General features: G+C 69.0%; 6 protein-coding genes. 5 read left to right on the forward strand and 1 reads right to left on the reverse strand.

The annotated features are described in order from the left end of the window. Nucleotides 1-106: 106 nt before the first annotated feature. Nucleotides 107-598, forward strand: coding sequence for an Lrp/AsnC family transcriptional regulator (locus DY023_RS12985; protein ID WP_245958693.1), 492 nt, complete (start codon nucleotides 107-109; stop codon nucleotides 596-598). Here the strand turns inward: DY023_RS12985 and DY023_RS12990 are convergent. Then, a complete protein-coding gene (locus DY023_RS12990; RefSeq protein WP_116242760.1) occupies nucleotides 578-2,464 on the reverse strand; it encodes a heavy metal translocating P-type ATPase in 1,887 nt (628 codons plus the stop codon). The two genes, DY023_RS12985 and DY023_RS12990, sit on opposite strands and share 21 nt — an antisense overlap. Before the next feature lie 77 nt (nucleotides 2,465-2,541). Between DY023_RS12990 and DY023_RS12995 the strand changes: the two genes are divergently transcribed. The 4 genes from DY023_RS12995 to DY023_RS18290 all read left to right on the forward strand — a co-directional run bounded on the left by DY023_RS12995 (nucleotide 2,542) and on the right by DY023_RS18290 (nucleotide 17,361). Beyond that, a complete protein-coding gene (locus tag DY023_RS12995; protein WP_116242761.1) occupies nucleotides 2,542-4,785 on the forward strand; it encodes an MMPL family transporter in 2,244 nt (747 codons plus the stop codon). Between the two features lie 76 nt (nucleotides 4,786-4,861). Further along, nucleotides 4,862-13,834, forward strand: a complete 8,973-nt coding sequence (locus DY023_RS13000; RefSeq protein ID WP_147303305.1) for a DUF5979 domain-containing protein — start codon at nucleotides 4,862-4,864, stop codon at nucleotides 13,832-13,834. A gap of 213 nt (nucleotides 13,835-14,047) precedes the next feature. Continuing rightward, on the forward strand, nucleotides 14,048-15,097 hold the full coding sequence (locus DY023_RS13005; RefSeq protein WP_245958694.1) for an AI-2E family transporter: 1,050 nt from the start codon (nucleotides 14,048-14,050) through the stop codon (nucleotides 15,095-15,097). A gap of 53 nt (nucleotides 15,098-15,150) precedes the next feature. Continuing rightward, the gene (locus DY023_RS18290; RefSeq protein WP_116242764.1) at nucleotides 15,151-17,361 is read left to right on the forward strand and encodes a LuxR family transcriptional regulator; all 2,211 of its coding nucleotides are present in this window, start codon (nucleotides 15,151-15,153) and stop codon (nucleotides 17,359-17,361) included.

Raw genomic sequence — 17,361 nt, forward strand, 5'->3', positions numbered from 1 at the left:
GGATGCTCCAGGGAACAGAATCGGTCTACCCCTGTTGCCCGGAAGTGCCGCAAGGCGTCATCATGTTGTTGATTCGACAAGAATGCTCGGAGAGAAGGTGTCCGTATTGGCGACCGCACAGCCCTCCGCTGTCGACCCGCTCGACCTGCGCATCCTCGGCGCACTCGCCGAGCGTCCCGAGACGACGGTCCGCGACCTCGCTCAGGCGCTGGGCATCCCGGCGTCCACCTGCGCGTTCCGGCTGCGATCCCTGCGCGCACGTGGGGTGCTGCTGGGCGCTCGACTGCGTGTGGACCCGACCGCGCTCGGCCTTCCGGTCCAGGCGGTGATCCGGGTGCGGCTGGGAAATCACAGCAAGGCCGGCGTCGACGCGCTGTTCGACGCGCTGGTGGTCACGCCGGGCGTGCTGCAGGTGTTCCACATCGCCGGGGCGGACGACTTCCTCGTGCACGTCGCCGTGACGGATGCCGCGGCGCTGCGCGACATCGTCCTCGAGCACATCACCGTGCACGACGTGGTGCGCGCGACGGAGACCCAGCTCGTGTTCGAGCTGCGTGAGGGAGTCGGCGTGCTGGCCTCAGCCGGACCGCATGACTGACGCGACCTGCGCAGAGGGCACCGTGCCGAGTTCGCTGCCCTTCGGCGGGCGCAGTGCCCGCAGAGCGTAGAGGATGGTCGCGAGGTCCACAGCCTCTTGGATCAGCGCGCCGGCGACGGCGGGGATCACGCCGGTCGTCGCCACCAGCATGAGGCCGATGCTCAGCACGATCCCGATCACGATGGCCGTGGTCGCGACCGCAAGGGTGTGACGGCCGATCCGGATGGCGTCGACGAGGCGGGACAGCGAGTCGGCGACGATCACCGCATCCGCTGCCTCGCCCGCCGCGGTCGCGCCCTTCGCTCCCATCGCTACGCCGATGTCTGCGGCGGCGAGGACAGGGGCGTCGTTGACCCCGTCGCCGACCATCAGCATCGGGCGCGGCGCCATCTCACTCGCCAGCCGCACCTTGTCGGCGGGAAGCAGCTCGGCATGCACCTCCGTCACGCCGATCGCGGCCGCCACCGACTCGGCGGTGGGGCGCGCGTCGCCGGTCAGCATCGCGATGCGCTCCACACCGTGCTCCCTCATCCAGCCGACGACGGCGCCGGATTCGGAGCGCAGCTCGTCGGCGAGGATCAGCGCCCCGGCATACCGGCCGTCGATCGCGACGTACGCGGCGGCCTCGCCCGAACGCAGCTCCTCCCGGACGAAGTCGGGCGTGAGCGCGTCGATGTACGCCGGTTTGCCGACGACGACGGTGCGCCCTTCGATCACGGCCGTGACGCCGTTCGTGGCGGCCTCCGCCGCATGCGACGCGGGGAGCAGGGTCAGGCCTCGCTCCTCCGCCGCCGCGCGGATGCCGTCGGCGAGAGCATGGGTCGAGTACTGCTCTGCGGACGCGGCGTCCCGCAGCACGTCGGCCTCCTCGAAGCCGGACGCGGCGCGGACGTCGATCAATGCCGGGCGCCCGCGAGTCAGCGTGCCGGTCTTGTCGAACGCCGCCGACCGGATCCGGCCGAACTGCTCCAGCACCGCCCCTCCCTTGACGATCACCCCGCGTCTCGAAGTCTGCGAGAGCCCGCCGAGGAACGCCACCGGCGCCGCGATCAGCAGGGGGCAGGGTGTCGCCAGCACGAGCACCTCCGCGAAGCGGGCTGCATCCCCTGCGATCGCCCAGGCGGCCCCGGCGATCACCAACGACACGATCGTGAAGGGAACGGCGTAACGATCGGCGAGCCGCACCATGGGCGCCTTGGCATCCTCCGCCGCGGCGACGAGCTTCACGATCTGCTGGTACTGGCTCTGCTCCGCCGGGCGCAGCACGCGCAGCCGCACCGCGTCGTCTCCGTTCACCGACCCGGACATCACCTCGTCGCCGGCGCTCTTCGTCACCGGAAGACTCTCGCCGGTCAAGGAGGACTCATCGAACTCCGCCACATCGTCCAGCAGAGCGGCATCCGTCGGCACGATCTCGGACGGCCGGACCAGCAGCAGGTCGCCTTCACCGACCTGTTCGACCGGGACTTCCCGCAGCGAGCCGTCGGCGTCAAGCAGGTGTGCGCGCTGCGGCGAGCGCTCCAGCAGCGCGTTCAGGTCCCGGCGCGCACGGTACGACGCGAAGTCCTCGAGCGCCTCACCACCGGAGAGCATCAGCACCACGATGAGCGAGGCCACGTACTCCCCCACGGCGAGCGTGGCCCCCATCGCGACCACTGCCAGGATGTCGAGCCCGAACTGTCCCTTGAGCAGCGAACGGACCATGCCGACGATCGTCCAGAGCATGAACGCCGCCACGAACACCGTGGCGATGACCTGGGCTGCGAATGCGAAGCCGGCCGTGTGCAGAGCGAGCACGCCGATTCCGACCAGCACGGTGAGCGGGACGACCGGATAGCGCTTCAGGAAACGGAGGGCGGTGGTCATGCCCCTATTCTCATGCGGGAGCCGCTCCGCGTGGTTTCATGGACTCGAGGGCCGTCCCCCTCTGTAGGGAGCCCCTCATGCCCAGCACGACACCGGATGCCGGATCGGATCAGCGCCGCAGGCGCGCCCCCCACAGCAGGGTGCCGGCGTGGTTGCGCATCGTCATCCCCGCGCTGCTCATTCTGATCTGGCTCGTCGCCGCCGGTGTCGGCGGCCCGTACTTCGGACGCGTGAGCGAGGTCTCGTCCAACGAGCAGTCCGCGTATCTGCCGTCCTCCGCGGAGGCGACCGAGGTGCAGTCGATGCTGAGCGGGTTCCGCGACTCCGACGCCATCCCGGCCGTCGTCGTGGTGTCCGCCGCTGATGTGCTGTCCGACGACGATCTGGAGCGGATGTCGGACGCGGTCGCCGCGCTCCCCGACGACGTCGACGGCGTGGGCGCGGACGTCTCGCCGCTGATCCCCTCCGAGGACGGCGAGGCCGCACAGGCGTTCGTGCCCATCACTGCCGAGAGCGGAGAGCTGCGGGCGGCCGTCGCCGACGTCGACACGGCGCTGCGCGATGCGGCACCCGACGGCGTCCAGGTGCACATCACCGGGCCCGCCGGCTTCACCGCGGATCTCGTGAACGGGTTCACGGGCATCGACGGTCTGCTGCTGGGCGTCGCGCTGCTCGCGGTGTTCATCATCCTCATCGTCGTGTACCGGTCCTTCCTCCTGCCGGTCGCGGTACTCACCACGAGCGTCTTCGCCCTCACTGCGGCGCTGCTGACGGTGTGGTGGCTGGCGAAGGCGGGGCTCCTGCTGCTGAGCGGTCAGACCCAGGGCATCCTGTTCATCCTCGTGATCGGCGCGGCGACGGACTACTCCCTGCTCTTCGTCTCGCGATTCCGGGAGCAGCTGCGGGTGAACACCGACACCTGGGTCGCCGCGATGCGGGCCATCCGCGGGTCGGTGGAGCCGATCGTGGCGTCCGGCTGCACGGTGATCGCGGGTCTCCTCTGCCTGCTGCTCAGCGATCTCAAATCGAACAGCGCACTCGGACCGGTCGCCTCCATCGGCATCGTGTTCGCGATGCTCGCGTCGCTGTCACTGCTGCCCGCCATCCTCTTCCTGTTCGGACGCGCCTCGTTCTGGCCGCGTCGTCCGGTCTACGAGCCGGAGGTCGTCGAGGCCGAGGACGGCATGCCCTCCCGCGGCCCGTGGGCGTGGCTGGCCGGGTGCATCCGTCGCCGCCACCGCCCGATCTGGATCATCACGGCACTCGTCCTCGCCGTCGGCGTGCTCGGTGCGACGCAGCTCAACGCCTCGGGGGTGCCGCAGTCCGACCTGGTGCTCGGCACCTCGGAGGCACGGGAGGGGCAGCAGATCCTCGGCGAGCACTTCCCCGCCGGCTCGGGCAGCCCTGCCTCTGTGATCGTGCCCGAGGCCGAACTGCAGGACGCCGCCGATGTGCTGCTCGCCGAGGACGGCGTGGAGGGCGTGAGCGTGGTGTCCGCCGACAGCCCGAGCGGCAGCGCAGAGGTGACCTCCGACGGGATCACCGCGTTCGGCCCTCCGGGCACCCCGACGCCGGAGCCGACGGTGTCGGACGGCGACGTGCTGCTGCAGGCCACGCTGTCGGACGCCGCCGATTCGGCTGCCGCCGAGCAGACCGTCCGCAGCATCCGCAGCGCCCTGCATGAGACGGTGCCCGGCGCGCTCGTCGGCGGGGTGACGGCCACGGCGGTCGACACGAACGACGCGTCGATCCACGACCGCACGCTGATCATCCCGCTCGTGCTCGTCGTCATCCTCGTGATCCTGATGATCCTGCTGCGCGCGGTCGTCGCGCCGATCCTGCTGGTGCTCACCACGGTGCTGTCGTTCGGCACCGCCCTCGGCGTCGCGGCGTTGTTCTTCAACCACGTGTTCGACTTCCCCGGCGCGGACCCGGCGGTCCCGCTGTACAGCTTCGTGTTCCTCGTCGCGCTGGGGATCGACTACAACATCTTCCTCATGACGCGGGTGCGGGAGGAGTCCCTCGAGCGCGGAACACGGTCGGGCATCCTGCGGGGCCTCGTGATCACCGGTGGTGTGATCACGTCGGCGGGGCTGGTGCTGGCGGCGACCTTCGCCGCGCTCGGCGTCATCCCCATCCTGTTCCTCGTGCAGATCGCGTTCATCGTGGCGTTCGGCGTGCTGCTGGACACGTTCGTCGTGCGCTCGCTGCTGGTTCCGGCGCTGAGCTACGACATCGGACGAGCGATCTGGTGGCCGTCGAAGCTGTCGCGACGGCCCGCCGAATCCGACGCACAGGAGTCACACGCGCCTCACCCGTAACGGAGTATGCCCTGGCGAAACCCTATGAATCGCCCCTAAGGTGGCGAACGTCACCATTCGCCAGGGGGTCCGGCCGATGAAACGTCAGAACCGAGTACTCGCAGGTCTCACCGCGCTGCTCTTCGCCGCCGCGTCGGTCTTCGTCGCCGCGGTCCCCGCTGCGGCAGCGGACACGGCGCAGTACGGCATCCAGAAGTCGGTGGTCGAGCCCGGGCCGTTCGGACCGGGCGACACGATCACCTATCAGATCGTCGTCAACTGCTCGTCGACCAACGAGGGCGGATGCGACGACACGGTGCTGAGCGACTCCCTCCCCGAGCCGCTGATGTTCAACCCCGCGATCACCCCGGCGGTGACGGTGCAGCTCAATGCGCCGGCAGGCCAGCCGATCGGCGAGTACGACCGCGTCATCGACACCGACGGCAACAGCTTCACCGTCACCCCCGCCACCGACCTGGACGCGACCCCCAAGGTCTGGGCCGGCGGCAACAGCATGACGGTGACCGTCAACGCCATCGTGAAGCCCGACACCGACGGCACCTGGGACGGCCAGACCGTCACGAACACCGCCGGCGTCGACGGCAGCAACGCCCCGGTCGCGAACTCCAGCGCAGATGTCACCCTCGACGTCGAGACCACTCTCGCACCGAGCATCAAGAAGGATGTCTCCCCCACCGGAACGCTCCCGGCCGTACCAGGGCAGGCGATCGACTGGACCGTGACACCCGGAAACGGGTCCAACCAGAACGTCGACACGATCGTCGTGCAGGACCCGGTGTCACCGCCGGGCACGTTCGGCGGCTATCTCGACGTGACCGGCTACGACATCACCCCGCCCGAGGGCACCACCGGCACCACCACCGAGTACTGGGTCAACGGGTCCTGGACGACGACCGAACCCGATCCGATCTCGGACGCCCAGGGCATCCGAGTGACGTTCACCGGAACGTTCGCCCCCGGTGCGACCGGCACACTCGTCGTGCACACGGAGACGAACGACTCCGTGACCGGCATCCCCGATCAGTCGCAGCAGACGGTCACCAACGACGCCTCCACCACGGTGTCGAAGGGCGACGACACCAGTGACCCCGTCACCGACGACGCGAGCATCGTGCTCGCGCAGCGCAAGCCGGATGTGTCGATCGAGAAGACCTTCGCCGACAACACCCTGGTCAGCGGGCAGAGCACCACCGCGAACATCAAGGCCACCGTCGGCGAGCAGAACGTGCAGACGCTGACCATCACCGAGCCCACCGCCGGCACTCCGACGTTCACCGAACAGGGGCTCAGCTTCGACGGGTTCGGCGACGGCGTCCAGTGGCCGGTGGCCGCCACGGCAGCGGAGATCACCTACACCTATTCCGACTGTCCGGACAGCACGGCGTCCACCACGACGAAGAACACCCTCCCCGCTGCCGAGGACGGCTGCACGGTCGAGGGCTTCACGGTCGTGTTCTCCGCCGAGGGTGACGACATCGTCTCCGGTGCCTACGCCGCCCTCCCCCTGAACGTCACCGCGCTGCCGACCGAGGCGGCCGTCTCCAGCACGAACGCGGTCGACACCGAGGTCGAGAACACTCAGGGCCAGACCGGCGTCGACGACGCATCGGCCCCGTTCACCATCGAGCCGCTGACGCTCGACACCAGCGTCACCAAGGAGATCACGCCCGAAACCATCTGGGGCGTGCCCGGCACCGACGCGAACATGACGCTCACCGGCAACGTCACTCCCGAGTCGACCGCCGGCTCTGAGAAGCTCGTCATCTCCGACCCGGTCGATCCGACCCAGGATTCCGAGTTCTGGGACAACTTCACCGCGACCGAGATCGACAACACGGACATCCCCCAGTGCACGACGCTGACCGTGCGGTACTGGCCGAAGTCGACCGACGGCCCCTGGACCGACTTCCCGGGCGCGACCGAGGTGCCCGGGCCCGAGCAGCTCTGGTCCTATCAGATCCCCGCCGATCTGCAGGACGACATCGGCGGCATCCAGTTCGAGTACCTCCCTGCCGCCGGAGACGGATGCCCGGCGCTTCTGCCGCCCGGATTCACCGTGGTGACGCACATCGACGTGTCGGTGACGCAGCCGCAGGACACCGAGGTCACTTACGAGAACGACGCGCAGTCGCTCGTCGACAATCCGGATGCCGGCGGTGAGAAGACCGACACCGCGACCGACGACATCCACCTGTTGCCGCTCGACGGCGACGGCGACGGAGCGGACCTCCTCGACAAGGAGTGGACCCCGGACGACGACGTTCCGGCGCTCTCCGGCGAGACCCGCACGGCGCGGCTGTGGTGGTCGACGGACGGCCTGAACATCACCGAGATGACGCTCACCGACATCTCCGAGACCGAGGACCCGACCGCCACGGCAGACAGCGTCTACGACGCGTTCGACCTGGTGCGTATCGATCCGATCACCGCCGACACCGATCCGCTGATCGTGAACGACGTGATCACCGAGGTGTCGCTCTACCTCGACGGACAGGGCTGGACGGACATCACCGCGCAGGCCTGCGCGAACGGATGCGACGGCCAGTTCGGCGGCTACACGCTGACGGACGATCAGAGCGCCGACGCGCTCGCCGTGCGCGTCGTGCTGACCGAGAGGACGCCCGGCGCGGGCGTCGGCTCCTCGTACGACCGCCGGCCGTTCGATCTCGACTTCCGCGTGCGCGACACCCTGCGCAGCGACCCGTCACAGGCTGTACTGGGCGACCTGCACCCGTACGGCTACAACACCGGCGAGCCGGGTCTGGTCGACAACACCGCCAGTGCGCGGGGCATCAACGAGTCGACCGGTGTCGACAGCACGGATGTCGCGAACGACACCATCCTCATCGTCGACGAGCCGATCAACGCCGACATGACGAAGTCGTTCGACCAGGATCAGCTGGGACTTCCCGACCCCGCCCTCGACATCGATCCGTCCGACTACCCGCTGATCAGCGCCACCATCACCGCGACGAACACCTCCGCAGCGCGCGTGTCGGGAATGGTGATCGACGAGCCCACCGACGGCGAAGCCCTGCCCGACACGGTGTTCGACACGCTGAACCTGTACGACATCGACGCGATCCAGTTGCCGAACGGCATCAGCGAGGCGGAGACCACGGTCACCCTGTCGCGGAGCGGAACCGCGACGGACTACTCCTATGCGGACGCGCTCGCGCTGACGCCCGGCGATCTGGCCGACGTCACCGCCGTTCAGATCGCGTTCCGCTCCGATGACGGCAGCGCCGTGATCCCGACCAACGGCACCGGCGGCGTCACGTTCACCTGGCAGCTGCGGGAGACGCTGCGCTCGGATCCCGCCACTCCGGTGACGGTGACCCCCGCCGGCGACACCATCGTCAACGACGCCCACGCCCAGCTCGAGAGCGCCGTGCTCGAGGACTGCGCCGACGATCAGTGCGGCACGGGAGCCGCGGATGCCAGTGACGAGTTCATCATCGTCGCGGCGAGCTACGACATCACCACCACGAAGTCGATCGACCCGGCATCCGTGTACGAGGACGAGTCGAAGGACTACACGACGCAGCTCGGCGGGCGCCCGAACGGCACCGCCCGCACCACGCTGTTCACGCTGACCGACACCACGCCGACGTTCTGGAACACGATGGACTTCACCGGTGCGCAGATCGTCGTGCCCGCCCCGGTGAACCAGGTGGCGATGGATGTGCTCAGCACCGGCGTGACCTACGTCGACGTCGCGGGCACCCTCACGGCGCTGTGCAACGGTCTGCCGCTGACCGACACCTCACCCTGCTGGGTGCAGGGCGCCTGGGTGGATGCCGCGGCCGGCGACACCGTCGTGTTCGATCTGCCCGCCGGTGTCAGCGACCCGACCACGGTGGTCGGCGTGCGGTTCCGCGCCCAGGAGGTCGACGGCGACGGGAACGTGCTCCAGTGGGAGCGCCCGTACAACCCGCAGCTGACGTACTCGGTCACGACCGAGCGCCGCGACACGCTGCGCAGCGACCCGGACACGCTGGTCTCGACCACGCGGCCCGACCTCGAGCCGAACCCCGGCGAGACCGACCTCGGCGTGATCAGCGACGACGTGCAGTCGTACAGCGAAGCGCAGTTCGGCCAGCAGAAGTTCACCGAGGACGGCGAGGCGGCCGACGACACCGTGGTGCTGCACCGTCCGAACGCGGTGAAGATCACCAAGACCCGCGGCTCGTCCACCCTGATCAGTCCGACGGGCACGATCCCCTACGTCGTGACGGTCACCAACACCGGGCAGTGGGACATGACCGGCTTCCACCTGGTCGACCAGGTGCAGACGGACGCTGAGGGGTCGCTGTTGGTCGAACCCGACCCGACGGCGTACACGTTCACGCTGACCGGCGACGGAGCGCCCTCCGGCGATCCCGGTTTCAGCGCGTCGCTGAACGAGCAGACCGGTGAGTTGACCATCGACGGGCCCGACGACTTCGTGTTCATGCACGGCTGGACCCTGACGATGAACGCGCCGCTGAAGTTCCGCGACGACGTCACCCCTGACACCGTCGTGACCAACGAGGCCACCGTGACCTCCGACCGGCTCTTCGAGACCTGCGAAGGCACCACCGTCGTGGACGGCAAGGACCTCACGCCGAAGCCCGTCGAGAACACCCCGCCAGGGGTCGACGACTGCTCGGCCGACACGTCGATCGCCCCCCTCGCCAACGCGACGATCGCGGCGAAGAAGTACGTCAAGGGCAACGACGGCGGTGACCCGGCCGTGGCCGGCGACGACGACCTCGGCGTCCTGAACGTGACCGGCGACGCCGCGGCCTGCGATGCGAGCCAGGGCGGCGTCACGAACGACGGCTTCTACTCCTACCCCTGCGCGCCGGTGATCCGCCCGGGTGGTATCGAGACCTGGCGTCTCGACTTCACGAACACCGGCAACACCGCCGCCAAGGTGGTCGCAGCAGTGGACACTCTGCCCTCGGTCGACGACCAGGGCGTGATCGTCCCCGGAGACCGCGGGTCGCAGTACGGCGTGACCCTCACCGGCAGTCTGAAGGCGAACTTCGACGAGCTCGCCGACAGCGTGGACTCGGACACCGGCATCTACCTGTCTCTCGTGCAGCTGAGCCAGGCGTGCAACACGAACGCCATCAAGGTGTACACCGAGGGTGCGACGCCCGACCCCGGCTGCGCGTTCGATTGGGTGAAGGCCGATGCCAGCACTCCGCCGGAGGTGCTCAGGGCCGCGCGCAGCGTGATGCTGGTGCTGGAGTATCAGAACCCGACGGGCGCTTCACCCGCGCCGGGTCTGCGACCGGGTGAGACGCTGCGAGTCGAGTTCGACACCCAGACCCCGTACCAGCTGCCCGCCGAGTCGGCGGTCGCGAACGGCCTGCCCGTCGCCTACAACTCGTTCGCCACAGCATCACGCTCCAACTCGACCGTCACCCAGCCGGAGCGCCCCTCGCTCGTCGTGGAGCCGCAGAAGGTCGGCGTGGCCACCGCCACCGGTCAGCTCCTCCTGTCGAAGGCGGTGGACGCCCCGGACTTCTCCACCGACGTGACCCTGCCCGACAGCTATCCGATGCTCGTCACGTGCACCTCGGGCGGCGAAGACGTCACCCTGCTGCACGCCGACGGTTCGGATGCCAGCAGGCCGACCCTCGACGCGGACGGCACCGTCCTCGTCTACGACAACACCACGGGCCCGGTCAACCTGCCGCTGTTCTCCACCTGCACCATCGTGGAGGACCCGGAGATCCCCGGCGTGGTCGTGACCGTCGACCCGGAGGACGGCGTGACAGCGGAGCGCGATCTCGCCGAGGACGACGCGGTGTGGGATCCGTACACCGGCGACGTCGAACAGGCGTCCATCCAGGTCTCCAACGTCTACCGTGCCGGCGGCTTCACCGTCGAGAAGGCCGTGGACGACGGCGGCGCCGAGAACCAGGACGGCGAGGCGATCGTCTACGACCGCACTTACGCGTTCGAGGCCACTTGCACCTATCTGGATCAGGAGGTCGTCCCCGAGGCCGACCGCACGTTCACGCTCGACGACGGCGAGAGCAAGACGTTCTCCGACATCGCCGCCGGTGCGGACTGCACCGTGACGGAGACGGATGCCGGTGGAGCGCCGATCACGAACGTCGTCGTCACGGAGAACGGTGATGCCGGCGATTCCGAGGCCTCCGCCGAGGCATCCTTCCCTGTCCTCCCCTACGCGGACGGCTCGACGGCGCTCACCGTGGTCGAGTTCGAGAACGTGTACACCGTCGGCGCCGTCGAGGTGACGAAGATCATCGCCGGCTCGGGCGGCGACGCCTGGGGCGGCAGCACCTTCACCGTCCGCATGGTCTGCACCCTGGACGGCGTGACCCCGAACCCGGTGTACGACGACACGCACACCCTCAGTCGTGACGATCCGACCTGGACCGTGCCGAACCTCCCGACCGGTGCCACCTGCGTGATCACCGAGACCGAGAACGGCGGGGCCAACGGCTCGAGCGGCAGCGTCACGGTGACGGTCGGCGCCGACCCGGCCGCGCCGGTCGAGGCCGACATCACGAACACGTTCACCGTCGGGTCGCTGCAGGTGCAGAAGGAGCTCGAAGGCGCCCCCGCGAATGCGCTCGACCCCGCGACCACGTTCCAGTACCAGGTCAGCCTGGCCTGCACGCGTGAGGTCAACGGCGAGACCGTCCCCGTGACGATCCCCGGCGGCGCCACCCGGACGATCACCGGTGCCGGCACCGCCCTGTACGAGGGGCTGCCCACCGGCGCCGAGTGCATCGTTTCCGAGACGGACGACGGTCACGCGACCGGGCACACCATCAGTCCCGACCAGCCGGTGGAGATCGGTGACGGCACCACCCCCGTGGTCGTCACCGTCACCAACGAGTTCGACAACGGCTCGGTGTCGGTCGAGAAGACGATCGACGCCCCCGAGGGCTATCCGGTGCCGGAGTCTTTCACCGCGACAGTGACCTGCACCTGGCAGGGTGCGGCGGTGCCGCTGGCGAACGACGGCGAGGTGACGATCGTGCCGGGCGAGGACCCCGTGGTGATCGATGACGTGCCCGTCGGCTCGGTCTGCTCCGTCGCCGAGGACGACGCCGGACAGACCGGCACCACGGTCTCTCCGGAGCAGGTCACCGTCACCGAGGCGGATCAGACCTTCGGCTTCACGATCGAGAACACCTACGAGTGGGCGTCCCTCGAGGTCGGCAAGAAGGTCGTCTCGGACTCGACCGCGATCCCGACCCAGTTCGAGTTCCACGTCGTCTGCACCTACCAGGGCGAGACCGTCGTCGACGAGACGTTCACGCTGAACGCGAATGAGACCGAGACGATCGACGAGATCCCGGCGCGCTCGGAGTGCACCGTCACCGAGACCGACGATCGCGAGGCGACCGGCACGGTCACCCGGGCACATGTCTCCGGCGTGGACGGCGATCTGGCACCGCAGATCGATCAGGAGACGCGCACCGTCGTGATCCCCGAACTGCAGCCCGGTGACACCGCGGGCGTGAACACGGTGACGTACACGAACCTGTTCGGCACCTCGCAGGTGGTGCTGAACAAGGAGTTCGAGGGTGCCGGAGCCGACCAGTACGGCCTCGACCAGACGTTCACCTTCAGCTACTCGTGCGAGTACGCGGGCGAGGTCGTCTTCGCCGGCCAGGTCGAGCTGAACGCCGAGAACGGGTGGACCAGCGCCATCGTCGACCTCGTGCAGGGCACGGTGTGCACCGTCACGGAGGACGACCTGAACGGCGCTGACGCCGTCGTGTTCACGCCGAACGACGGCGAGGACACCACGACCGGAGTCGTCACCATCCCCGAGGGCGGAGGCGTCGTCACCGTCACCGCGACGAACTGGTACCTCACCGGTTCGCTGCAGGTCACGAAGACGTTCGCCGGTGACGGTGCCGAGAAGTACGGCACCTCCGCCTACGAGCTGAGCCTGCGCTGCGTGCGCGACGGTGAGGTCGTGGACATCCCCGAGGGCGCCATCCGCATCGTCAGCGCCGACTCCCCCACCGCGCTCTGGGAGAACCTGCCCACCGGCGCGAACTGCCGCCTGACCGAGGTCGATGACGGCGGCGCGAGCTCCACGCAGATCCTGGACGAGAACGGCGATGTCGTCGCGGGCGACGGAGAGGGCTACGACTTCACCGTCGAGACCGATCCGACGATCCTCAGCGTCGACGACCAGCCGCAGCCGTCGCTCACGGTCGAGAACACGTTCAACCTCGCGCAGGTGTCCGTGACGAAGACCGTCGACAATGGCGGCGCGGTCGACGCGAACGGCGAGCCGGTCGAGTACGGACCGTTCGAGGTCACGCTGACGTGCATGTGGGACGAACAGCGGGTGACCGCCGCCGAGCCCATGACCCAGCAGATCTCCGGCGGCGAGACCGTCACCTGGACCGAGCTGCCGCAGGACGCCGAATGCACGGTCACCGAGTCCGACGCCGCCGGCGCCGAGTCCACCACGATGGTGGTCACCCAGGGCGGCACGGAAGGCGAGCCGCAGGACGCGACGACGACCGAGCTCGCTCCCCTGCCGAACACGGATGCCGCGGACCAGACCTCTGTGGCGATCACGAACACGTTCGGGGTCAGCGCTCTGAGCATCTCGAAGGTCGTGGACGGCTCCGGAGCATCCGCCGTCACGCGCACCTTCCCGGTGCAGGTGACATGCGTGCTCGTCGACCCGTCGCACCCGGCCCCTGGCCTGGTGGTCCGTGACGAGACCTTCCAGATCGGCGGTCCGTCGCGGCTCACCGCAGAGGTCGCCGACCTGCCGGCCGGCAGCGAGTGCACCGTGACCGAGACGGATGCCGGGGACGCCGACCGCACCACGATGACAGTGGACGGTGAGACGCAGAACGGCGCATCCGGCACCGTGACTCTCGCTTCGGGACACGTGTCGATCGCGTTCACGAACACGTTCATCGCACCGCTGCCCGCCACCGGAGCCGACACCCGCACCGTGGCGATCGCCGTCACGGGAGGCATCGCCCTGCTGCTGGCCGGGCTGATGCTCATCGCGACGGCGCGTCGGCGCCGAGTGAGCTGACGTGCTTCGACAGGCTCAGCGACCCGCCCGGGTTCCTGAGCCTGTCGAAGGGCGCAGTCACCCGCCGCTGGGCGGATTTCGTCCTTACTGTGCGACGCGGTCTCGCCCGAGCCGGGCTAGTTTGCGGTCATGAAGCGCACACGACTGCTGTCCCGGACCCCGAGCGCGCCGGCCGTTACGCCGGCCGCATCGCCATCGTCCGAGGGGCGCAGCGTGCGCGCGATACTCGAGCGTCCCCTGGTCATCGCGTTCATCGCGACCATCGGAGTGCTCGGCGGGCTGGTCCTCGGCACCGCCGTCGGGTCGATCACGACAGTCCTGGTGTACATCGTGCTGGCGCTGTTCGTGTCGCTCGGTCTGGATCCCGTGGTGAAGATGCTCGAACGCTGGGGCATGCGACGCGGAGCCGGGATCGGACTGGTCTTCGGTGTGTTCGCGCTGCTCGCCGCCGCGGTCCTCGTCTTCGTGCTCCCCTCGATCATCGCGCAGATCGGACAGTTCGTCGTCTCGGTGCGCGACGCCGCGCAGAACCTGGAATCGAACGAGTGGTATCGGTCACTGCCACCCGATGCGCAATCGGCGCTGTCGCAGGCCCTCGATGAGGCATCCGAGGCGCTGTCCCAGCCCAGCACGCTCGCCGCGGTCGGCGGGGGCGCCCTCGCGGTGGGCGTCGGCATCGCGAGCGCGGTGTCCGCAGGATTCATCGTCGTCGCACTGACGCTCTACTTCCTGTCCTCGCTCTCGGGCATGAAGCAGGCCCTGTACTCGCTCGCGCCGGCACGCAATCGGCCGAGGTTCTCCGACATCACCGAGCGTGTGACCGCATCGGTGGGCAGCTCGCTCCTCGGGTCCGTGACGATCTCCGCGATCAACGCGGCCGTCGTCCTGGCGCTGCACCTGCTCCTCGGTCTTCCGTTCGCAGTCCTGATGGCCACGATCGCCTTCGTCATCACCCTCGTGCCGCTGTTCGGCTCGGTGATCTTCCTCGTCCTCGGCACACTGGTCGCGCTGCTGTCGAGTCCGACGCAGGCGATCGCCTTCGGGGTCTTCTATCTGATCTACATCCAGATCGAGTCCTATGTGGTGACCCCGAGGATCATGAACAGGGCGATCGCGATTCCGGCCGCCCTCGTGCTCATCGGAGCCATGGTGGGCGGGACTCTTCTCGGCATCCTCGGTGTTCTCATCGCCCTGCCGGTCATGGCGACGATCCTGCTGATCATCCGGGAGATCGTCGTGCCGCGTCAGGACGCCAAGGTGTGATGACGGGCGGACACAGGTCCTGGCCGTCCCCCGTATGCCCCTAGACTGCGGGTATGGATGGGGGTTCTTCACTTCGTGCTGCCGACGACGTCGACGCGGAGATCCTCGGCAGGCGCGGAGCCGTCAGCCGCAGGAGCATCATCGAGCGTTCGCTGTCCGCGGCGGCCTTCGTCGTCGTGACGGCTCCGGCCGGCTACGGCAAGTCCACGCTGCTTCGGGAATGGGCAGAGCTCGATCCCCGCCGGCCCATCGTCGTCTCGCTCGGCCCGTTCGACAACGACCCGCTCGCCCTGCTGGCGAGCCTGGCCGCCGCATTCGCTGCGAGGATGCCCGGCGTCGGGGCGTTCGCGACGCTGGCGACGCAGCCGGCTTCGGGCCCTGCCGTCCTCGGCCGCCTTGCGCCGCGACTCGCCGCGACGATCGCCGAGGTCGCCGAACCCTTCATCCTGCTGATCGACGACCTCCACGAGGCGGCGACGCCGAGCTGCCAGGACGTGCTCGAGGTCGCGCTCTCGCGCATCCCCGCCGGCTCGCAGGTCGTGCTCGCCGGGCGGCGTCCGCAGCCGTTCCTGGCACGGATCCAGCCGACGGGCGAGGTGCTGCACATCGGGGCATCGCACCTGCGGATGGATGGTGAGGACGCGCGCACGGTGTTCGACGCCCTCGCCTCCCACGGACTGACCGACGACGCCCTCTCCGTGCTCCTCGAGCGCACCGAGGGGTGGCCCACCGCCATCGCTCTGGCGGCCATCGCTGCGCGGGAAGGCGGCGATCCGCTGAGCATCCTCGGCGACGATCGTCCGGTCTCCGAGTACCTGCACCGCGCGTGCTTCGACAGGCTGGGACCGGACGACCAGGCGTTCCTCCGCCGGACGGCCATCCTTCCGGAGGTCTTCCCCGAGTGCTGCGACGCCGTCCTCGGCGCGCAGGGCTCGAAGGGCACACTCCGTGCGCTGGAGGACCACGGCCTCTTCCTCACACCGCTCGATGCTCCCCGCGGCGCCTATCGCTACCACCAGCTGTTCCGCGAGTTCCTGCTCGACGAGCTGTCACGGGTCGAACCGGAACGGAAGGCGCGCCTGCATCTCGCGGCGGCCGAGTGGTACGAGTCCGCTGGCATGCCGTCGGAGGCGATCGACCAGCTTCTGTCCGCCGGCGAGCGCGAGCGCTCGGTGCGCATGGTCGCGGAACGTGCGCAGAGTGCCTACCAGGCGGGCCAGATCGCGGCCCTGGAGCGCTGGATGTCCGCTCTCGGAGAGAAGGCGATCCGCTCCTATCCCCCGCTGCTCGTGCTGGCGGGGCTGCGCGCGGTCCTGGACGGCAACGCCCCGGAGGCCGATCGTTGGGCGAACATCATCGAGCAGACCGAGGACGACGCGCCCGCCGAACGGGGGCTGCCCACGTACGCGTCCGGCCGGGCGATGCTGCGCGCGATCATGTGCCGGAACGGCGTGGCATCTGCCGCGCGTTCGGCCGCCTACGCGGTGAGCTGCGAATCGCCCAGCAGCAGCTGGCGGGACCAGGCTCTGCATCTGCACGGCTGGATGCGGCAGCTCTCCGGCGATCTGCCGGGCGCGGTGGCCGCCTACAAGGAGTGCACCCGCCAGGCGATCGCGTTCGGCAACTACGACTCGGTGCTGCTCGCCGAGTCCGAGCTCGCGGTGATCGCACTTGACGCGGGTTCGGTCGCCGAGGCGGAGCGGCACGCCGAGGAGGCGATGGCGGTCATCGAGGCCGGTGGTCTGCACGGCTATCAGACCACGTGCCTCGCGCTCGCGGTGGGAGCCCGGATCGCTCTGCGCAGGCAGGACCCCCAGCGTGCCGAACAGCTGCTCGTGCGGGCGATGCGCGACCGCGGGCAGTCCACGTACGTCACCCCCATCTTCGCCGTGAAGGTGCGCGTCGAGCTGTGCCGCGTGTTCATGATGCTCGGGAACTCGACGACGGCCGCCTACCTGCTGGACGAGATCGACGATCTGCTGCGCATCCGCCCCGATCTCGGCACGCTGCCCGTCGTGGTGGCAGAGCTGCGTCACTCCCTGGATCGCAGCCGCGCCCTGCTCGGAGGCTCACCGCTGACCCCCGCCGAGCAGCGGCTGCTCCCGTACCTGCAGACGCATCTCACGATCGCGGAGATCGGGACCCGCCTCTTCGTCTCTCGGAACACGGTCAGCTCCCAGGTCGCGTCCATCTACCGGAAGCTCGACGTGACCACCAGGAGCGAAGCCGTGGACAGGGCGACGGAGATCGGCATCCTGGGCTGA

The organism is Microbacterium bovistercoris (genome assembly GCF_003387575.1).
In the GTDB taxonomy this organism is placed as follows: Bacteria; Actinomycetota; Actinomycetes; order Actinomycetales; family Microbacteriaceae; genus Microbacterium; species Microbacterium bovistercoris.